This is a genomic window from Streptomyces sp. NBC_00988 (assembly GCF_045162645.1).
In the GTDB taxonomy this organism is placed as follows: domain Bacteria; phylum Actinomycetota; class Actinomycetes; order Streptomycetales; family Streptomycetaceae; genus Streptomyces.
The window spans coordinates 1564449-1579794 of sequence record NZ_CP108730.1; the positions used below are offsets into that span (position 1 = coordinate 1564449).

Genomic DNA, 15346 nt, shown 5'->3' on the forward strand with positions numbered 1-15346 from the left:
TCTTGGGAGTTGGTCGACAGTGCTGTAGACAATAGCGCCGGGAACGGTCCTGCACGGGCACGGGAACCGCCCGAGCCCTTACGTCCACAGGGCCTCCGCGATCGACACCCCGACAAATGCCGCACCGAGGCCCGCCGTCACGCTGCCGACGACGTTGGCGGCAGCGTAGAGCCCCGCCCCCGTCTCGGTCAGCCGCAGTGTCTCGTACGAGAAGGTCGAGTACGTCGTCAGGGCCCCGCAAAGCCCTGTCCCGACGAGGAGTTGGAGATGCGGACCCGCGGCCCCGGCGGACACCGCACCGGTCAGCACACCGAGAATCAGACACCCGGTGACGTTGACCGCGAAGGTGCCCCAGGGGAACACGGTGTCGTGCCGGGTCTGCACCGCGCGGTCGGTCAGATAGCGGAGCGGGGCACCGACCATGGCTCCCGCGACGACCAACACCCAGTTCACAACGACCTCTTACCCTTCCGGCCCGAATCGCCGGAGCCGTCGGCGCGGCCCACATACCGGATGACCTCGCAGTCGTCGAGGATCACCAGTCCCTCGCCGACGAGTTCGTCGAGCTCCGGCAGGAACGCCCGTACGCGCTCCTCGGTGTCCACGATCACGATCGCCACCGGCAGGTCCTCGCTCAGCGACAGCAGCCGCGAGGTGTGGATCAGGGAGGAGGCGCCGAAGCCCTCGATGCCCCGGAAGACACTGGCACCGGCCAGCCCGGCCGCGTGCGCGCGGTGCACGATCTCCGTGTAGAGGGGCTTGTGGTGCCAGGTGTCGTTCTCGCCGATGAAGATCGTCACGCGCAGGGCGCTGCCGGTCAGCCTGGTCATCGCTGCCTCCACTTCAGGACCCGCCGGGCCGCCGTCACCCCGAGCCACACCGCCACGAGCGCCGCGAGCAGGGTCGCGGCGAGATACGCGAGCGCGGTGCGGGGATGGCCCTCGTCGACCAGTTTCTCGATGTCGACGGCGTACGTCGAGAACGTCGTGAACCCGCCGAGCACACCCGTGCCGAAGAACGGCCGCACCAGCCGGTGCGCGGCCCACACATCGGTGATGACCACCATGAACACGCCTATCACGGCGCACCCGACGACGTTGATCCCGAAGGTGGTCCACGGGAAACCGCCGCTCTGCGCGGGCCACCACAGCGAGGCCGCGTACCGGGCCACGGCCCCGATCGCGCCGCCGAGCGCGACCACGGCGACGACCGGTCCCTGACCCCGCCAGACGGACGGGCGCGGGGCCTCGGTCCGGGCACGCAGGCTCTCGGCTTCGGGAGCTGTCATGGCCGTACGTCTCCTACTCGTCGGGGGCCCTAGGGGCACACGCCTCTACAAGTAGGGACCGTTGGCGGCACCTCTGCCGCGGTTCGGGTACGGCGGGCCCCACCGCCGCGCCGCGAGAGGTGATCGCGGCCGGGCATCAGGGTAACGCCGGGGGCGTGCCGGGGTCACTTCGGGGCGGGCGGCTCGCACAGCGCGACACCGCGTTCCCGCAGGCTGCCCAGCACGAGGTGACCGGCCGCCTCGCAGACGCCGGTGACCATGCGGAACGGCGAGCCACGCGCGATGAGGTGGTGGACGACCTGTCCCTCGTCGTCGACCGCGAGGGCCCCGATCGTGCCCGTGGGGCGGTAGGGCGCGCGTACGGCGATCCGGGCGGCGGTGTGCCGTACGGCGTCCGGGGCGCGGTGGAGGAGGTCGAGCGGGGGCACGCGGGGTCCGGCGAGGGCCACCCAGAGCGGCCCGTCGGGGCCTGCGCGCCAGATGTTGTCGGGCATACCGGGGAGATCCTCGACGAAGGGTTCGCCACGGCCCGCCCGCTGTCCGGTGAGCCAGTAGCGGGTGAGGCGGTAGGCACCGGTCTCCGCGATCACCAGGAAGGACTCATCGGCGCTCGCGGCAAGGCCGTTGGCGAACTGGAGCCCGTCCAGGAGGACTTCGGGGCTGTCGCTGCCCGGCGCGAGGCGCAACAGCCGTCCTGTGCCGGTGTGTTCGACGATGTCGCCGATCCACTGGTGGAGCGGATAGCGGCGGCTGGAGACGGTGAAGTACACGCTGCCGTCGGACAGGGCGACCACGTTGCTGCAGAACCGCAACCGCTCCCCCGCCACCGAGTCGGCGAGGACCCGCACCGAGCCGTCCCCAAGGTCGATCCGCAGCAGTCCGCGTTCCGCGTCGCACACCAACAGGCCGTTGTCCGGGAGGAGTTCGAGGCCGAGCGGCCGGCCGCCGGTGTCGGCGAGGGTCTCCACCCGGACCGCCTCGGGGTCGGCCAGTCCGTCGAGGCGGAGGATGCGGCCGTCCTCGACGCCGGTCAGCACCCGGCCGCGGGCGTCGGCGACCACGTCCTCCGGGCCGCGGCCGCCGATCGCGACGTAGCGGCGGGCGAGCAGGGCGTCCGGGCGGTCATCGGGTCGGTCCATGAAAGCCTCCACGGTTCGGGCAGGCGCGCGTACGCTTGCTGTTCTTCCCGGTCGTCGCGTCGCCCGGCCACGTTTGCCGAGCGTATTGCTGGTGACCCGGATCCCGCTGCCGGTCGGCGAGAAGGGGGCCCTCATGTCACGGTCGGCCACCCAGCGTGCGGGACGTCCGCGGTGAGACGGGTGCGCGCGGTGTGGCAGGGGCTGGGACTGGCCGAACTCAACCGGCGCGGCCGGGAGTTGGAGCTGCTGCACCGGGCGATGGGGTTCGCGACGCTCGCCCTGGTGACCCTCGCACCTCTGTTGATCGTGGTGGCCGCGGCCGATCCGCTCGGGCACGGCGGGTTCGCGCTGTGGCTGGTGGACGGCATGGACCTGTCCGGCCGGTCCGCCCGTGCGCTCACGGATGTGTTCACCCCGCCCCGCAAGGTCATCGGCGCCACCAGCGCGTGGAGCGTGGCGCTGCTCGCGCTGTTCGGGCTGTCCTTCGCGTCGAGTGTGCAGAGCGGTTACGAGCACGTGTGGCTTCCGACCGGCGCCCCGTGGAACCGCATCTGGCGCCAGCTCATCTGGCTGGTCATGCTGATGGGCTACCTGTACGCGCAGGTGCAGACCCGCAACGTCCTGGAGGGCACGCCCCGCATCCTGCTCAGCATGACGGCCGGCCTGCTGTTCTTCTGGTGGGGCCCGCACTTCCTGCTCGACCGCCGGGTCCCCTGGCGCTATCTGCTGCCGGGCGCCCTCGCCACGATGGCGGGCCTGGTCGGCCTGCGCTGGTTCTCGTACCTGGTGTTCACCCCGCTCCTGGTCACCAACGCGGTCAGCTACGGCCCGGTCGGCACCGTCCTGGTCGTGGAGTCCTGGCTGGTCGGCGTGGGCTTCGTGCTCTACGGCGGCGCGCTGGTGGGCCGCCTGCTGTGCGAGCGGTTCGGGGATCCCGACGCGGCGTTCCGCACGGAGCCGGAGGCACCGGACGACCCGGTGTCCGCCGAGCCGGAGGAACCGCCGACGCGCTCCGAGCAGGACAAGGTCTGAGGCCCCGCTCGCGGGAGGCCACCGGAAAGGCGGGGCTACCAGCCCTTCTCGAACATCCGGGCCACCTCGGCGATACGGACCTCGTCGCGCCGGTAGTAGGTGCGCAGCCGGATCCGCCGCACGCGCAACAGGCCCATGTCCGCGAGGAGTTCGAGGTGGGTGTCGGCGACCTGGCGGGACACGCCGAGCTTGGCCGCCACGGCCTCCGAGGTGACACCGGCCTCGGGGACATACCGATGGTCCGGGAAGTGGGTGGCCGGATCTCTCAGCCACTCCAGGATGTCCAACCGTCGCTGGCCTGTCGGAGTCCTCAGCATGTCGTGACCCTCCGTTCTGCGCGCCACTTGCCGCGTCCTCCCACTCTCCCGCAGTACGGTCCGCCGCGTCCCGGACTCGGTGACCCTTGTCCGGGACCGAACGGTCCTGTTATAGAGGGCCGATCGGCCCTGGGGCGTGGAGTGACGGGTGGGGCGCGGCCGCACGGACGTGACCTGGCGGCGGCTCCCGAGGCCGGTGATGGCCGAACCACACCGCCGTAGCCGAACAGAACCGCACGCCTGACAGACGGGAAGTCCCCCAGGTCCCCCTCCACCCGCGGCTCGCGGCTCGCGCGGGCGGAGGGGAGTCGGGTCAGCCGTCGAGCCGTACGACCCGGACGGCTCCGGCGGGGACCGCGAGGCCGCCCGCGGCGCGTTCGCCGGTCAGCAGCTCGGTGCCGTCGGTGCCGAGCGGCACCTTGACGTCCGAGGCGCTGTGGTTGATCGCGAAGAGGAAACTGCCGAACTCGCCTTCCCTGCGCACGACTTCGACCTCGTACGGCAGGTCGGCGCGCGGCGAGATCCGGGCGTCCTCGGTCGCCCAGCCGAGCAGGGCGTCCAGGCCGTGGGCGTCGAGCCGGGTCGACACGTACCAGGCGGTGCCCTCGCCGAGGCGGTGCCGGGTGACGGCCGGGTGGTCGGCGGTGAGGCCCTCGGCGTACGTCCACACGGTCTCGGCGCCGTCCGGGACGACGAACTCGGTCCATACGTCGCCGGTGAGTTCGGAGCCGTCGGGGCCGGTGATGCGGACCTGTTGGCCCGCCAGGAGCGGCGAGAACTCCTCGACGGTCAGGCCGAGTACGTCCCGCAGTGCACCCGGGTAGGCGCCCTCGTGGACGGCGTCGTGCTCGTCGACGATGCCGGAGAAGTAGGAGACGACGAGGGTGCCGCCGTTCTCGACGTACCGCTGGAGATTGCGGCCGGCCGCCTCCGTCATCAGGTACAGCGCCGGTACGACGACGAGGGGATAGGCCGACAAGTCGGCTTCCGGGTGGGCGAAGTCGACCGTGAGGTGGCGGTCGTAGAGGGCCTCGTAGAAGGCGTCGGCGCGCTCGCGGGCGTCGTGGTCCTCACTGGGACGCCATGCCAGTTTCTGCGCCCACCACGAGTGCCAGTCCCATACGACGGCCACGTCGGCCTGCGTGCGCGTGCCGCGTATCTGGCCCAACTCCTCGACGGACGCGCCGAGTTCGACGACCTCGCGCCAGACACGGGTCTCGGTGCCGCCGTGCGGGACCATCGCGGAGTGGAACTTCTCGGCGCCGCGCCGGGACTGGCGCCACTGGAAGAACATCGCGCCGTCCGAGCCGCGCGCCACGTGGGAGAGGGCGTTGCGGGCCATCTGGCCGGGAGCCTTGGCGGGGTTGCGGGGCTGCCAGTTGACGCCCGAGGTGGAGTGTTCCAGGAGCAGCCAGGGGGCGCCGCCCGCGACGGAGCGGGTGAGGTCGGCGGCCATCGCGAGGTTGACGTGGGTGCGGCGGCCGTCGGTGATCAGGTAGTGGTCGTTGGTGACGAGGTCGACCTCGCGGCCCCAGGCCCAGTAGTCGACGGACTCGCACTGGCTGAGGGCGGCCATGAAGTTGGTGGTGACCGGGATGCCGGGGGCGAGGCGGTGCAGGATGTCCCGCTCCGCGACGAAGTTCTCGCGCATCGTGGCGTCCGCGAACCGCGTGTAGTCCAGCGCCTGGGCCGGGTTGACGGCGGTCGGGGTGAGGCGCGGCGGATTGATCTGGCCGAGGTCTCCGTAGCGCTGGCCCCAAAAGGCCGTCCCCCAGGCCTCGTTGACGCCGTCGACGGTCTCGTACGTCGTGGTCAGCCAGCGGCGGAAGTGGGCCGCGCAGGAGTCGCAGTAGCAGGCGGAGACGGGGACGCCGTACTCGTTGAAGACGTGCCACAGCGCGAGGGCGGGGTGGTCGCCGTAGCGCTCGGCGAGCTTGGTGGTGATGTTCGTGGCGGCGGCGCGGTAGTCGGCGTTGCTGTGGCAGATCGCGCCGCGGGAGCCGAACTCGTAGCGGGTGCCGTCGGCGGTGACGGGCAGGGCCTCGGGGTGGGCGCGGTAGAACCAGGCGGGCGGCGAGACGGTGGGCGTGCCGAGGTCGACGCGGATGCCGTTCTCGTGCAGCAGGCCGATGATCCGGTCCAGCCAGCCGAAGTCGTACACACCCTGCTCGGGTTCCAGCAGTGCCCAGGAGAAGATCCCGACGCTCACCATGGTGACGCCGGCCTCGCGCATCAGCCGGACGTCCTCCTGCCAGACGCTCTCCGGCCACTGCTCGGGGTTGTAGTCCCCACCGAAGGCGAGCCTGGTGAGGCCCTTAGGGGTGGTCTCCGGCATGGATCTCTCCCGTAGTCGATCATTTGGGAACGTGCACACAGCACGCCCGAGGGCGCCGCCCCAACATAACCGCACGCCTGCGACCGCTGACAAGTGTCCCTGGTGTTTCTCTGCTGTGAACGCTCCCAGCACGGTGCTTCTGGCTCCGGGTCCGGGAGCCGTAGAGTCTGGACCATGAGCAATACGGGGGGTCGGCGCAGACCACCGACGATCCATGACGTGGCGCGCGAGGCCGGCGTCTCGCGGGGCACGGTGTCGCGTGTCCTCAACGGCGGGCACTATGTGAGCCCGGCCGCGCAGGAGGCCGTCAACGCGGCCATCCGCAGGACGGGTTACGTCGTGAACCGGCACGCCCGGTCACTGATCACGGGGCGCTCGGACTCGGTCGGTTTCCTGCTGACGGAACCGCAGGAGAAGTTCTTCGAGGACCCGAACTTCAACATTCTTCTGCGGGGCTGCACGCAGGCGCTGGCCGCGCACGACATCCCGCTGCTGCTGATGCTGGCCGGCACCGAGGACGAGCGGCGGCGCATCACGCGGTACATCACCTCTGGGCACGTCGACGGGGTGCTGCTGGTGTCCAGTCACTCCGGGAACCCGGTGGCGGAGGAGCTGAGCGAGGCGGGGGTACCGCTGGTCGCGTGCGGCAAGCCGATCGGGCTCGGCTCCAAGATCAGCTATGTCGCCGCCGACGACCGGGACGGTGCCCGTGACATGACCCGGCACCTGCTCTCCCTCGGCCGCCGCCGCATCGGCACGGTCACCGGTCCGCTGGACACGCCGGGCGGTGTCGAGCGCCTCGCCGGTTACAAGGAGGTGCTCACGGAGTCGGGCATCGAGGTGGACGACGACCTCGTCGTCTCCGGCGACTACAGCCGGCTCAGCGGCGAGCGGGGCGCCGAGCGGCTGCTCGCCCAAGTCCCGGACCTGGACGCCGTGTTCGTCGCCTCCGACCTGATGGCACGGGGCGTGCTGACCACGCTGGAACGGGCCGGGCGACGCGTGCCGGAGGACGTGGCGGTCGGCGGCTTCGACGACTCCCCCGCCGCGCTGGCGTCCAGCCCCGAACTCACCACGATGCGGCAGCCGTTCGACCGGATCAGCGCGGAGATGGTGCGGGTGCTGCTGGCGCAGATCGGGGGCGAGGACACGGCGGCGGTGATACTGCCGACGGAGCTGGTGAAGCGGGAGTCGACGTGAACGGGCGGCCTGTCGCCGGGAGTTGGGGCAACAGCGCGGTGCGCGCCGGGAGTTGAGGGGACGAGCTGCGGGCTCGCCCCCCAACGTCACCGTCAGGCGGACGGGTTGACGATCACCTCGGCCGAGTTGTTCTCGGTGTCCGAGTCGAAGGCGAGGGGCGTGCCGTTGTAGGCCCGGGTCGTGACTCGGCCCGTGGCGTCGGGGACGACCCGGTCGATGCGGAGCTGGAACGGGAAGCTGACGTCCAGGTCGGGCTTGGCCCACGTCGGCAGGGTGCAGGCGTAGTGGGCGATGGTCGAGTCGTCGCCGGGCGTATGGGCCCCGTGGCAGGTCTTGGGCATGGATGTGGCGACAGTGCCCTCCGGTGCGTAGAAGTCGAGCGTGGTGATCGGATCGCCGGCGCTGACGTCGCCGGCCCAGGCAGGCCCGTGGTTGACGAAGCGGAAGCCGGAGGTGACGGTGTCACCGACCGCGCCGCTCGCCGAGGTGCCGTAGACGGCGAAGTCGGCGGTGTTGTCGGCGTTGATGTGCCAGGAGCCGCCGTTGTCCGAGCTGTCGAGGTCGGTGGTGTCGCCGAGGGGCTCGACCTCGTAGTCGAACCGGTCGTACAACGCGTGGTCGGTGACGGCGAGCCGCAGCGACTCCGGCAGTTCCACGGTGGCGCCGGGGGCGACATCGGTGTCGAAGGAGCAGGTCACGACCGTATCGCCACTGCCGTCGACGTCCGGCCCGGTGTAGGTGCACTGCGGGTAGCGGGTGGTGATGTCGAGGCCGTACGTCGCCCACATGTTCATGCTGAAGCCGTGGGCGGTCTCGTTGCCGGTGTTGGTGATCGAGTACGGCGCGGTGAGGCTGGTGCCGGGCGCGACGCCGGTGGCGTCCTGCCGGGTGCTGATTCCGAGGTCCACGCCGGAGCCGACGGTGACGGTCGTCTCCGCGGAGCCCGCCTGGGCGACGAGCGTGCCGTCGGGTCCGCCGGTGGCCTCGGCGGAGTACTCGATCACACCGTGCGCTCCCACGGCGGCGCCGGCGACGGCCCGCGTCTTCAGCTGCACCTGCGCGCTGTAGCGGGTCGGCACGTCCCCGGTGTCGCACACGGCGACGGTGCCGGCGTCGTTCGGCGTGCAGTTGTCGGGCCAGGCCACCTCGGCGACCCCGGCGAGTCCGGAGGCGTCGACGGTCAGCCGACCGTCGGTCACGGTGAAGCTGTCGTTGTAGTGGTACATGCCGAGCGCCAGCGGCCGGTACTGCGCCGCGCCGCCGTCCGGGGCGACGGTGACCGTCTGATCGGACGGCGCGTGGATCCACAGGTAGTCGGTCTGCGGCGCGTCGTCGCCGAAGGCGGCCCCACTCCCGAGACCGGCGACGACCAACGCCCCCACGGCTCCGGCACATGCTCCGCGACGCAGCACGCGTCCGACGGAGACAGAACTCATGACATCCCCCAGCTGGGACAGAAGAGAGCCCGGCAATTGACCAGCACCGGGCGCGAGTTGGACGGTGCGCTGAGGTGGAAGGTTGTAGGTGGGGGGCGTGTGGCGGGTGGTTCTTACCTTCTTCTTGACCAGTGCGGTCGGCGCCGCGGATCCGCGCCAGAGGGCCTGTCACCGTGGGGAATCGTGGGCGGGACACCACCGACGCGACACCTGTCGTACGGACTCAGCCGTCGAGGTCAGTGGCCGGCCTCGGAATCCTGGTCGGCCGTGGTGGCGGTCGCGACGATGGTCGTGGATGCCGAGCGCAGTGAGTCCGCGTGCAGCAGCACCACCCGGGCGACCGGGTCGCCCCTGCCAACCTTCAGAGGCCGGGTCGGGTGGACGGCGATGCTGAATCCGCCGCGGTCGGCCATGGCGTTGACCGTCTTGGACGCGATCACGCCCATCGGTACGTCGAGGCCCGGAAAAGCCATGCCCATGACCATCAAGAAGTACCGCTCCGGGATGTGTACGCCCCAGCCGAGTCGCCATTCCACCGTGCCCATCCCGTTGGGCAGGAACATGCTCTCCCAGGTCCCGTTGGCACGGTAGTCGTGGAGACGCAGCCAGCCGCTGTCCTGGGTGGCGATCCAGGCGTTGTTGCGGTGCCACACCTCGCTGCGGTTGATCTTGCGCCCAACGCTGCGTAGTTCCTCTTCGGCCGGGACGTCGAAATCGACGTCGCCGAGAGGCGCCATCTCCACGGACACCGGCGAGCGCACCACCCAGCCCAGTTCCTGTCCCAGCACCCAGGGCGGACAGTCGACCGGCAGGCGGGTGACCCGCTTGTAGCGAAAGTGCTCGCGATAGACGTCCCGCTCCGCCCGCGCCTCCGCCCGGTTGACTCGCGACTCGTCAGGCACCAGTGCCCAGGGCTGCAACTGGGAAAAAGTAACGTCGGCCATGTGCGTAGTGGCTCCCCTAGGAACACGGCGGTGTGTCCGTCCCCCCGCGATACTGGAGGGGGCGGACACACCGACTGGATCGGACGGTCAGGCCTCGACTCGGTCCACGCGGTTGAGCCGCTCCTCCTCGGGGATCGTGTCGAGGTCGAACATCACGACGCTGCAGGGGCCGTAGCCGACGAAGATCTCCTCGTACTCGAACTCGCCCTCCTGGCGGTCCAGGGGCGCCGACTTCAGGTCGACCATGGTGAGCGTGTTCGGTCCGAAGGCCGGGTTCTTGTCCTCCTCCGGCAGGGAGATGACGGACGCCCGGGCGAAGTTCGAGATGTACGCGGTGAAGTCGTTGTGGTCCACCACGAGTCCGCGGGGCCCGGGGCCGACCGGGATGTGCCGCGTCACTTCGAGGGTCTCCACGTCCACCACGTAGATGCGGGCGACGGTTTCGACGGTGATGAACGCGTACTTGCCGTCCTCGCTGAAGGCGACTCCGCGACCTCCGATGTAGCCGACGTCGACCCGGTGCGTCTCGTTCGTCGCCACATCGATCACCGTGACGTACGTCGCCTGGGTGTTGGCGACGAAGACGCGCCTGCCGCTCGGGTCGATGTTGAGGCTGTAGGGGTGCGCTTCGCGGTCGACCGGGATCTGCGCCACCTCGTGGACCGCGGCCGCGTCGCCGTTCTTCAGGCCGCTCACGTCGAGCTTGCTGACGTAGCCGTCGCCCCAGACGCAGACGTAGGCCCAGGCCCCGTCGCTGCTGATCATCATGTGGCGGGGGTCGCGTCCCAGCGGGATCTGTCGCAACTCGACGTTGAGTTCCAGATCGACGATGGACAGCGAGTCGGAGCCGGAGTTGCTCACCAGCACGTACCTGTCGCCGGGCAGGATCCCCAGGCCACGAGGGCCGTGGCCGACCTCGATACGACGCACCTCGGTCAACGCTACGGCGTCGATCTCGGACAGTGTGTTCTGACTGGTGTTGCAGACGAAGCCGCGTCCGCCCTTGGTGAACTTCACACCGCCTCGCGGGGCGTTGCCGACCCTGATCTGCTTCACCTGCCGGTGCTCGCCCGGCCCTGTCTTCGCCACCACCGACACCACTCCGTCGTCGGTGTCGGTCGAGAAGATCTGTACGTTCCGCATCACTTTTCCCCTTGCATTGAGACGAACATGTGAGCGCACGTGCTGGTGTACCGATTTTTCTGAACGGTGGACGACTCAGCTCTCCGACGCGTAGTTCAGATTCCACGAGATGGAGATCCGAACGGAACCGTCGTTGAATTCCGGAACCGCATGCTTGAGCCAGCCGGGAAAGAGCACCAGTTCACCCGGTGAGCAGCTCAGCCGAACTCGGTGTCCCGAGCCGGCGAGTGAGATTCCGGGGTCGAAATAGTCTACGTTCGGGCGCGGATCCAGGAGATCCAACTCACATTTTCCCGGAGCCTCCGCGTAATAGATCGCGGTCAATGCCGTGTTGGGGTGGAAATGCGCCTCATGGCGATCACCCTTCCGGTACACGCTTGCCCAACTACGGCTCACCACCACCGCGACAGAGCCTTCGCCCCCTGTGCCGGCACCGCCGTTCACGGCGCCGCCGCTCATCCTGGCCGCCGAGTCGGCGAACGCGTCCGCCAAGCTGCGCCGGGTGATCGTCTCTGTGAACTGGCGGGCCGCGCGCAGCACCCATTGGGACAGGCTGTCGACAACCGGATCGCCCCAGTGGGCCAGGTCGTCGGGGGTTTCCGACTTGTAGCCGAGCCTTTTCTGCAGGGGATCCAGTCGGGCCAGTACGAGTTCGACCAGCGGGCCGTTGAATTCCGCGGCATACGGACAGGCGATCCGCGCGACCGGCGTGGAGAAAAGCTGCGCTATTATCGCCTTCTTGGCCGATGGAGCACGAACGTCGTTGTCTTCTTCCTCCGGACCGGACATTTGCCTCCCAAGGAACCGCGCAATCGACAGAGGACTGACCGCTGAACGTCGAACAGGGAAACGTTCTCCGGTGTCCATGCTCCGTAGACAGGACGGTCCCTGCCACCCTTTCGACGATGGTCGAATAGCGCTGATGAGGCACCCGTCCGGCACCGGCCGCAACTCAGGTCGCGAGCGGGTCGGCCGGATACACGTCGTGGAGAAGGCGCCAGCCCAGAGGCGTCGTGGTGTGGTGGACGCTGCCGCCGGTCCGGTGGGTGGTGATCAGTCCGGCGTCGCGCAGAACTGCCGTGTGGTGCGAGACGGTGGCCGGGGAGATCCCGGTCTGCAGCGCCAAGTCCTCGGTGGTGCTGGCGAGTTGTGTCGCGATGGCGCGCAGCACGGTGGCGCGGGTGGCGCCCAGCAGCGCGGCCATCTTGCTCTGCCGCGCATCATGGGTGCGGTCCTGGTGCGTCCCCGGGTCCCAGACGACGTCGTGGTTGATCGGATAGACCACTGCGGGGGACAGTTCGGGGTCCAGGTAGATCAGAGGTCCGTCCTGGAAGAAGGACGGGACCAGATGGAGGCCGCGCCCGCCGAGATGGATGTCCAGGTCGTATTCGGGAGAGTGGAGTTCCAGCACGGGTGACCGCCAGCGCATCGTGGGGTGCAGGCGGGCGAGCATCGCGTCCAGGCCCCCGGCCAGCAGTTGGCGGACACCTCCCGAGCGTGCCGCGTCGACGCGGCTGCGGATGTGGTCCTGCAGCGGGGCGATGGTCAGCCGGTGCCAGTCCTGCAGAGCGGCGCTGAGCGCCTCGAGGGCGCGGGGAGAGCCGTCGGCGAGTGAGCGTGTCCAGGCCAGCAGCACCGGGCGCCCCGCCGGGGAATCGGGCGCCGCGAGCCCGGCGTAGAAGTCGGCACGAAGCCGTGCCTGGGCGAGCCATGGCAGCGCGTCCGGACCGGTTCCGAGGGCGGGGGCACCGAGCGGGAGCGAGAACTCCGGGCTCAGCTCTCTGGTCGGCACTCTCCCCCGCAGTAAGTGGAAGGAGCGCGGGAGGCGGGAACCGGCCCAGCGCTGCCACGCCACGAAAGGAGCCGCGGGACGCTGTTCCTGGACGACGCGCAGGCTGACGATGGTTTCGAGCAGTGGATCGCACCCCCGAGCGAGCGTCACGCGCAGAAAGTCGTCGGGACTGAAATGTATGCGTAAGGCCATCCGGCATCTCCCCCTTCAAGTCCGCATGAGCACCGCGTCCGATCCGATGGCTCACGTGGCCGCTTCCACCGCGCCCTCGTCCGCGTCCGTCGGGCGCACAGCATCACCGGGCAGGAGCACCGTCGCCCAAGCGCCGACGGCTCCGGCCGCCACCAGCACTGCCAGCGTTGCGTGGACGCCACTGGCGGCGAGTACCAGGCCCCCGGCCGAGGAGCCGAGAGCGGAGCCGAGGTTGTAGCCCGAGCCGATGATCGCGTTGGCTTCGGTTTGGCGGTCGCCGCTGAAGTGTTCGTCGACCAGCAGATAGCCGATGACGAACAGCGGAGTCACGCCCAGCCCCGTGACGAAGACCGCGGCGACGGTGACGGCGGTGCCGCCCGGCAGATAGAGCGTGAGGAGCGCGAGGGCGAGGAAGGTGGAGGCGGCGAGGTATCTCGTGCGCAGAGAGGCCCGTGACTTCCAACGCCCGTACAGAAGACCGCCGATGACGCCGCCGAGTGAGAACGCCGCGAATCCGAATCCGGCGGACGCGATACGCCCGCCACGCTCGGCCAGCGCCGGCAGCACGACAGCGAGTCCGCCCCCCGCCAGGCCCAACGCGACGACGGGAATCACGGTTCCCTGGGCCTTGCGGTCCCACAGGAGCGACCGCTGCCGCTTGCCCGCCGTAGCAGAGGGTTCGGCCGCGCCCGCTGTCCCGTCAGCTTTTCGGTCGGCGGTTTCGGTCGCGGCGGAGGCCGTGCCAGGGGGGAGGTGTCCGAACGAGGTGAGCATCGGGACGGCGACAGCGATCAGGCCCGCTCCGAGGACCAGTGCCCAGCGTGCCGAGGTGAGGGTGAGCATGGTCGTGGTGAGCAACGGCGCCACTACGAAGGTGGTCTCTTCGATGACGGAGTCGAGCGCGTGGATGCGCTGCAGCTGTTGCTTGTCCGGCAGGAGGCGGCTCCAACTCGTCCGCAGGACCGGGCTGACCGGCGGGGCGAGCGCGCCGGCGACCGCGATCAGGACGAGGGACACGGGCCAGGGAAGATGTCCCAGGAACGCCGCGAGCAGGCCCAGCGCCACCACCCATACGGTGGCGAACAGCAGCACGGCGTTCGTGCCGTAGCGGTCGATCTGGCGGCCTCGCCACGGCCCCAGCAGCGCGATCCCCGTCATCAGCACGGCGGAGGCGATGCCTGCGACACCGAAGCCGTGCCGCTCGGCGAAGGCGACCACTATGGCGAACGGCACGACGCCATAGGCGAGGCGGCCGACAACACCGGCGGCGATGAGTGGTTTGACCCTGCGGGTACCCAGCACCTTGGCGTAGCTGTCGGAGGTGCCGGAGTTCTGGGAGGTGTCGGTCATGACGCGCCTCCGGTGACGGGCGGAGTGCTCAGCCACGGGAGCGGCTGAGCCGGTGGCCGGGCGGCGGCCCAGGCAGCGGCGGTCGCGGCCGCCCGGGTGTGATGCGCGGGGTCGGCCCCGTCACGGAGCTGGTGTCCCTCCACTTCGGCGACGCCGTCACGGACGCGTAGCGCGAGACGTCCGGTGATCTCGGTACCTGCCAACACCGGCATGCCGAAGTACCCGCATTCTCGAAGAGCGGACTTCTTGTACGCCTCCAGCAAGTACTCCACCCCGAAGAGACGGCGCATCCGCGGCCGGTGCCAGATCAGCGAGTCGAACGGCGACAGCGGGGTCACGGCATCCTGCCGGACGAGCGGGGGTTGCCCGAGGACCGAGGCATGGCCCCAGGTGACGTCCGGCCACCCTTCGACCCGGACGGGAACGGCCTCAGGATGATCCGCGAGCGTATCGGCGACCACATTCTTCGGCAGCCTGAAATAGTCCGCCACGTCCTCGGCGGTCGCCACTCCCAGCGCGCGGAGCGCGATGCCGGTCAGGGCCGGGAAGCACTCCTGATCGGATGGCTCTCGTGCGAGGAGTTCACCGGGAACCGCCGACTCCGCCGTCTGGTAGACCCGGCTGAAGCGTCGGCGCCTTACGCAGACGAACTCGCCGGTGGCCAGCAGCCATTCGGCCGCCCACTTGTGCGGCGAGCTGCGCTCCCAGCCGCTTCCACGCGCACCACCGAGATCAGTGACGGTCACCGGGCCGGAGTCCTTCACCTGTTGCCGTACCTGATCGACCGTCGCCGCGTCGACCGCGGGCCCCCGCCAGCCGTCCGCGGCGAAGCGGCGGCGCCGGAACGCGAAGAGCGGCCAGCTGCCCATCGGGATGACGCTGGCCGCATGGGCCCAGTACTCGAAGAAGTAGGGCTGGTCGTGGTGTTCGAGGAAGGAGGGCTCCTCGGGAGTGGTCTCGTGCCGGGCCAGGAGGATCATCTCGTGGGAGCGCCGTACGACCTGGATCGTGTCGAGCTGAACGCATCCGAGCCGCTCCAGGGCGCTGCCGACACCGCCGGAAACAGGGTCCGACCGGTGCAGATACTGGGCGCCCACGGCCAGGGTGCGCGCCTCGACAAGGCTGAGATCAAGCATCGTCATCCAGTTCCTGGGCCGGTTCGGGGCCCCTGCCCTGGG

Annotated in this window: 15 protein-coding genes; 2 read left to right on the top strand and 13 right to left on the bottom strand. The window is 69.9% G+C overall.

Annotated elements, in window-relative coordinates:
• Positions 1 to 78 precede the first annotated feature (78 nt).
• The 4 genes from crcB (OG496_RS07270) to OG496_RS07285 all read right to left on the bottom strand — a co-directional run bounded on the left by crcB (OG496_RS07270) (position 79) and on the right by OG496_RS07285 (position 2427).
• Positions 79 to 453 carry a fluoride efflux transporter CrcB gene (gene crcB / locus OG496_RS07270; RefSeq protein ID WP_318014505.1) on the bottom strand — a complete coding sequence of 125 codons (375 nt, stop codon included), beginning with the start codon at positions 451 to 453 and terminating at the stop codon, positions 79 to 81.
• Positions 450 to 830 carry a DUF190 domain-containing protein gene (locus OG496_RS07275; protein WP_405970081.1) on the bottom strand — a complete coding sequence of 127 codons (381 nt, stop codon included), beginning with the start codon at positions 828 to 830 and terminating at the stop codon, positions 450 to 452. The genes crcB (OG496_RS07270) and OG496_RS07275 overlap by 4 nt, the downstream gene beginning before the upstream one ends.
• Positions 827 to 1288: a fluoride efflux transporter CrcB gene (crcB, locus tag OG496_RS07280; RefSeq protein WP_405970082.1), complete on the bottom strand. Its 462-nt coding sequence runs from the start codon at positions 1286 to 1288 to the stop codon at positions 827 to 829. Before crcB (OG496_RS07280) ends, OG496_RS07275 begins: the two co-directional genes overlap by 4 nt.
• Before the next feature lie 164 nt (positions 1289 to 1452).
• Complete coding sequence (locus OG496_RS07285; RefSeq protein WP_405970083.1) at positions 1453 to 2427, bottom strand: SMP-30/gluconolactonase/LRE family protein; 975 nt, start codon at positions 2425 to 2427, stop codon at positions 1453 to 1455.
• A 171-nt stretch (positions 2428 to 2598) separates the two neighbouring features.
• Between OG496_RS07285 and OG496_RS07290 the strand changes: the two genes are divergently transcribed.
• Positions 2599 to 3459 (top strand): ribonuclease BN, encoded by an 861-nt coding sequence (locus tag OG496_RS07290; protein WP_399392931.1) that lies wholly within the window; start codon positions 2599 to 2601, stop codon positions 3457 to 3459.
• Positions 3460 to 3494: 35 nt separating this feature from the next.
• On the opposite strand, the gene OG496_RS07295 is transcribed toward OG496_RS07290, so the two are convergent.
• Both OG496_RS07295 and OG496_RS07300 read right to left on the bottom strand, forming a co-directional pair.
• On the bottom strand, positions 3495 to 3776 hold the full coding sequence (locus tag OG496_RS07295; RefSeq protein WP_366495044.1) for a helix-turn-helix domain-containing protein: 282 nt from the start codon (positions 3774 to 3776) through the stop codon (positions 3495 to 3497).
• A 313-nt stretch (positions 3777 to 4089) separates the two neighbouring features.
• Positions 4090 to 6111: a beta-galactosidase gene (locus OG496_RS07300; RefSeq protein WP_405970084.1), complete on the bottom strand. Its 2022-nt coding sequence runs from the start codon at positions 6109 to 6111 to the stop codon at positions 4090 to 4092.
• A gap of 174 nt (positions 6112 to 6285) precedes the next feature.
• On the opposite strand from OG496_RS07300, the gene OG496_RS07305 reads away from it, so the two are divergent.
• A complete protein-coding gene (locus OG496_RS07305) occupies positions 6286 to 7311 on the top strand; it encodes a LacI family DNA-binding transcriptional regulator (RefSeq protein WP_366495046.1) in 1026 nt (341 codons plus the stop codon).
• Between the two features lie 92 nt (positions 7312 to 7403).
• Here the strand turns inward: OG496_RS07305 and OG496_RS07310 are convergent, their stop codons facing one another.
• From OG496_RS07310 to OG496_RS07340, 7 genes are all read right to left on the bottom strand, one after another.
• A complete protein-coding gene (locus OG496_RS07310) occupies positions 7404 to 8747 on the bottom strand; it encodes a hypothetical protein (protein ID WP_405970085.1) in 1344 nt (447 codons plus the stop codon).
• A gap of 236 nt (positions 8748 to 8983) precedes the next feature.
• Positions 8984 to 9691, bottom strand: a complete 708-nt coding sequence (locus OG496_RS07315) for a hypothetical protein (protein WP_405970086.1) — start codon at positions 9689 to 9691, stop codon at positions 8984 to 8986.
• A gap of 87 nt (positions 9692 to 9778) precedes the next feature.
• On the bottom strand, positions 9779 to 10834 hold the full coding sequence (locus tag OG496_RS07320; protein WP_405970087.1) for a YncE family protein: 1056 nt from the start codon (positions 10832 to 10834) through the stop codon (positions 9779 to 9781).
• Positions 10835 to 10909: 75 nt separating this feature from the next.
• Positions 10910 to 11623 carry a putative 2OG-Fe(II) oxygenase gene (locus OG496_RS07325; RefSeq protein WP_405970088.1) on the bottom strand — a complete coding sequence of 238 codons (714 nt, stop codon included), beginning with the start codon at positions 11621 to 11623 and terminating at the stop codon, positions 10910 to 10912.
• 163 nt (positions 11624 to 11786) lie between these two features.
• A complete protein-coding gene (locus OG496_RS07330) occupies positions 11787 to 12818 on the bottom strand; it encodes an ArsR/SmtB family transcription factor (RefSeq protein WP_405970089.1) in 1032 nt (343 codons plus the stop codon).
• A 51-nt stretch (positions 12819 to 12869) separates the two neighbouring features.
• Positions 12870 to 14168: an MFS transporter gene (locus OG496_RS07335; protein ID WP_405970090.1), complete on the bottom strand. Its 1299-nt coding sequence runs from the start codon at positions 14166 to 14168 to the stop codon at positions 12870 to 12872.
• A complete protein-coding gene (locus OG496_RS07340; RefSeq protein WP_405970091.1) occupies positions 14165 to 15310 on the bottom strand; it encodes a DNA glycosylase AlkZ-like family protein in 1146 nt (381 codons plus the stop codon). Before OG496_RS07340 ends, OG496_RS07335 begins: the two co-directional genes overlap by 4 nt.
• Between the last annotated feature and the right edge of the window lie 36 nt (positions 15311 to 15346).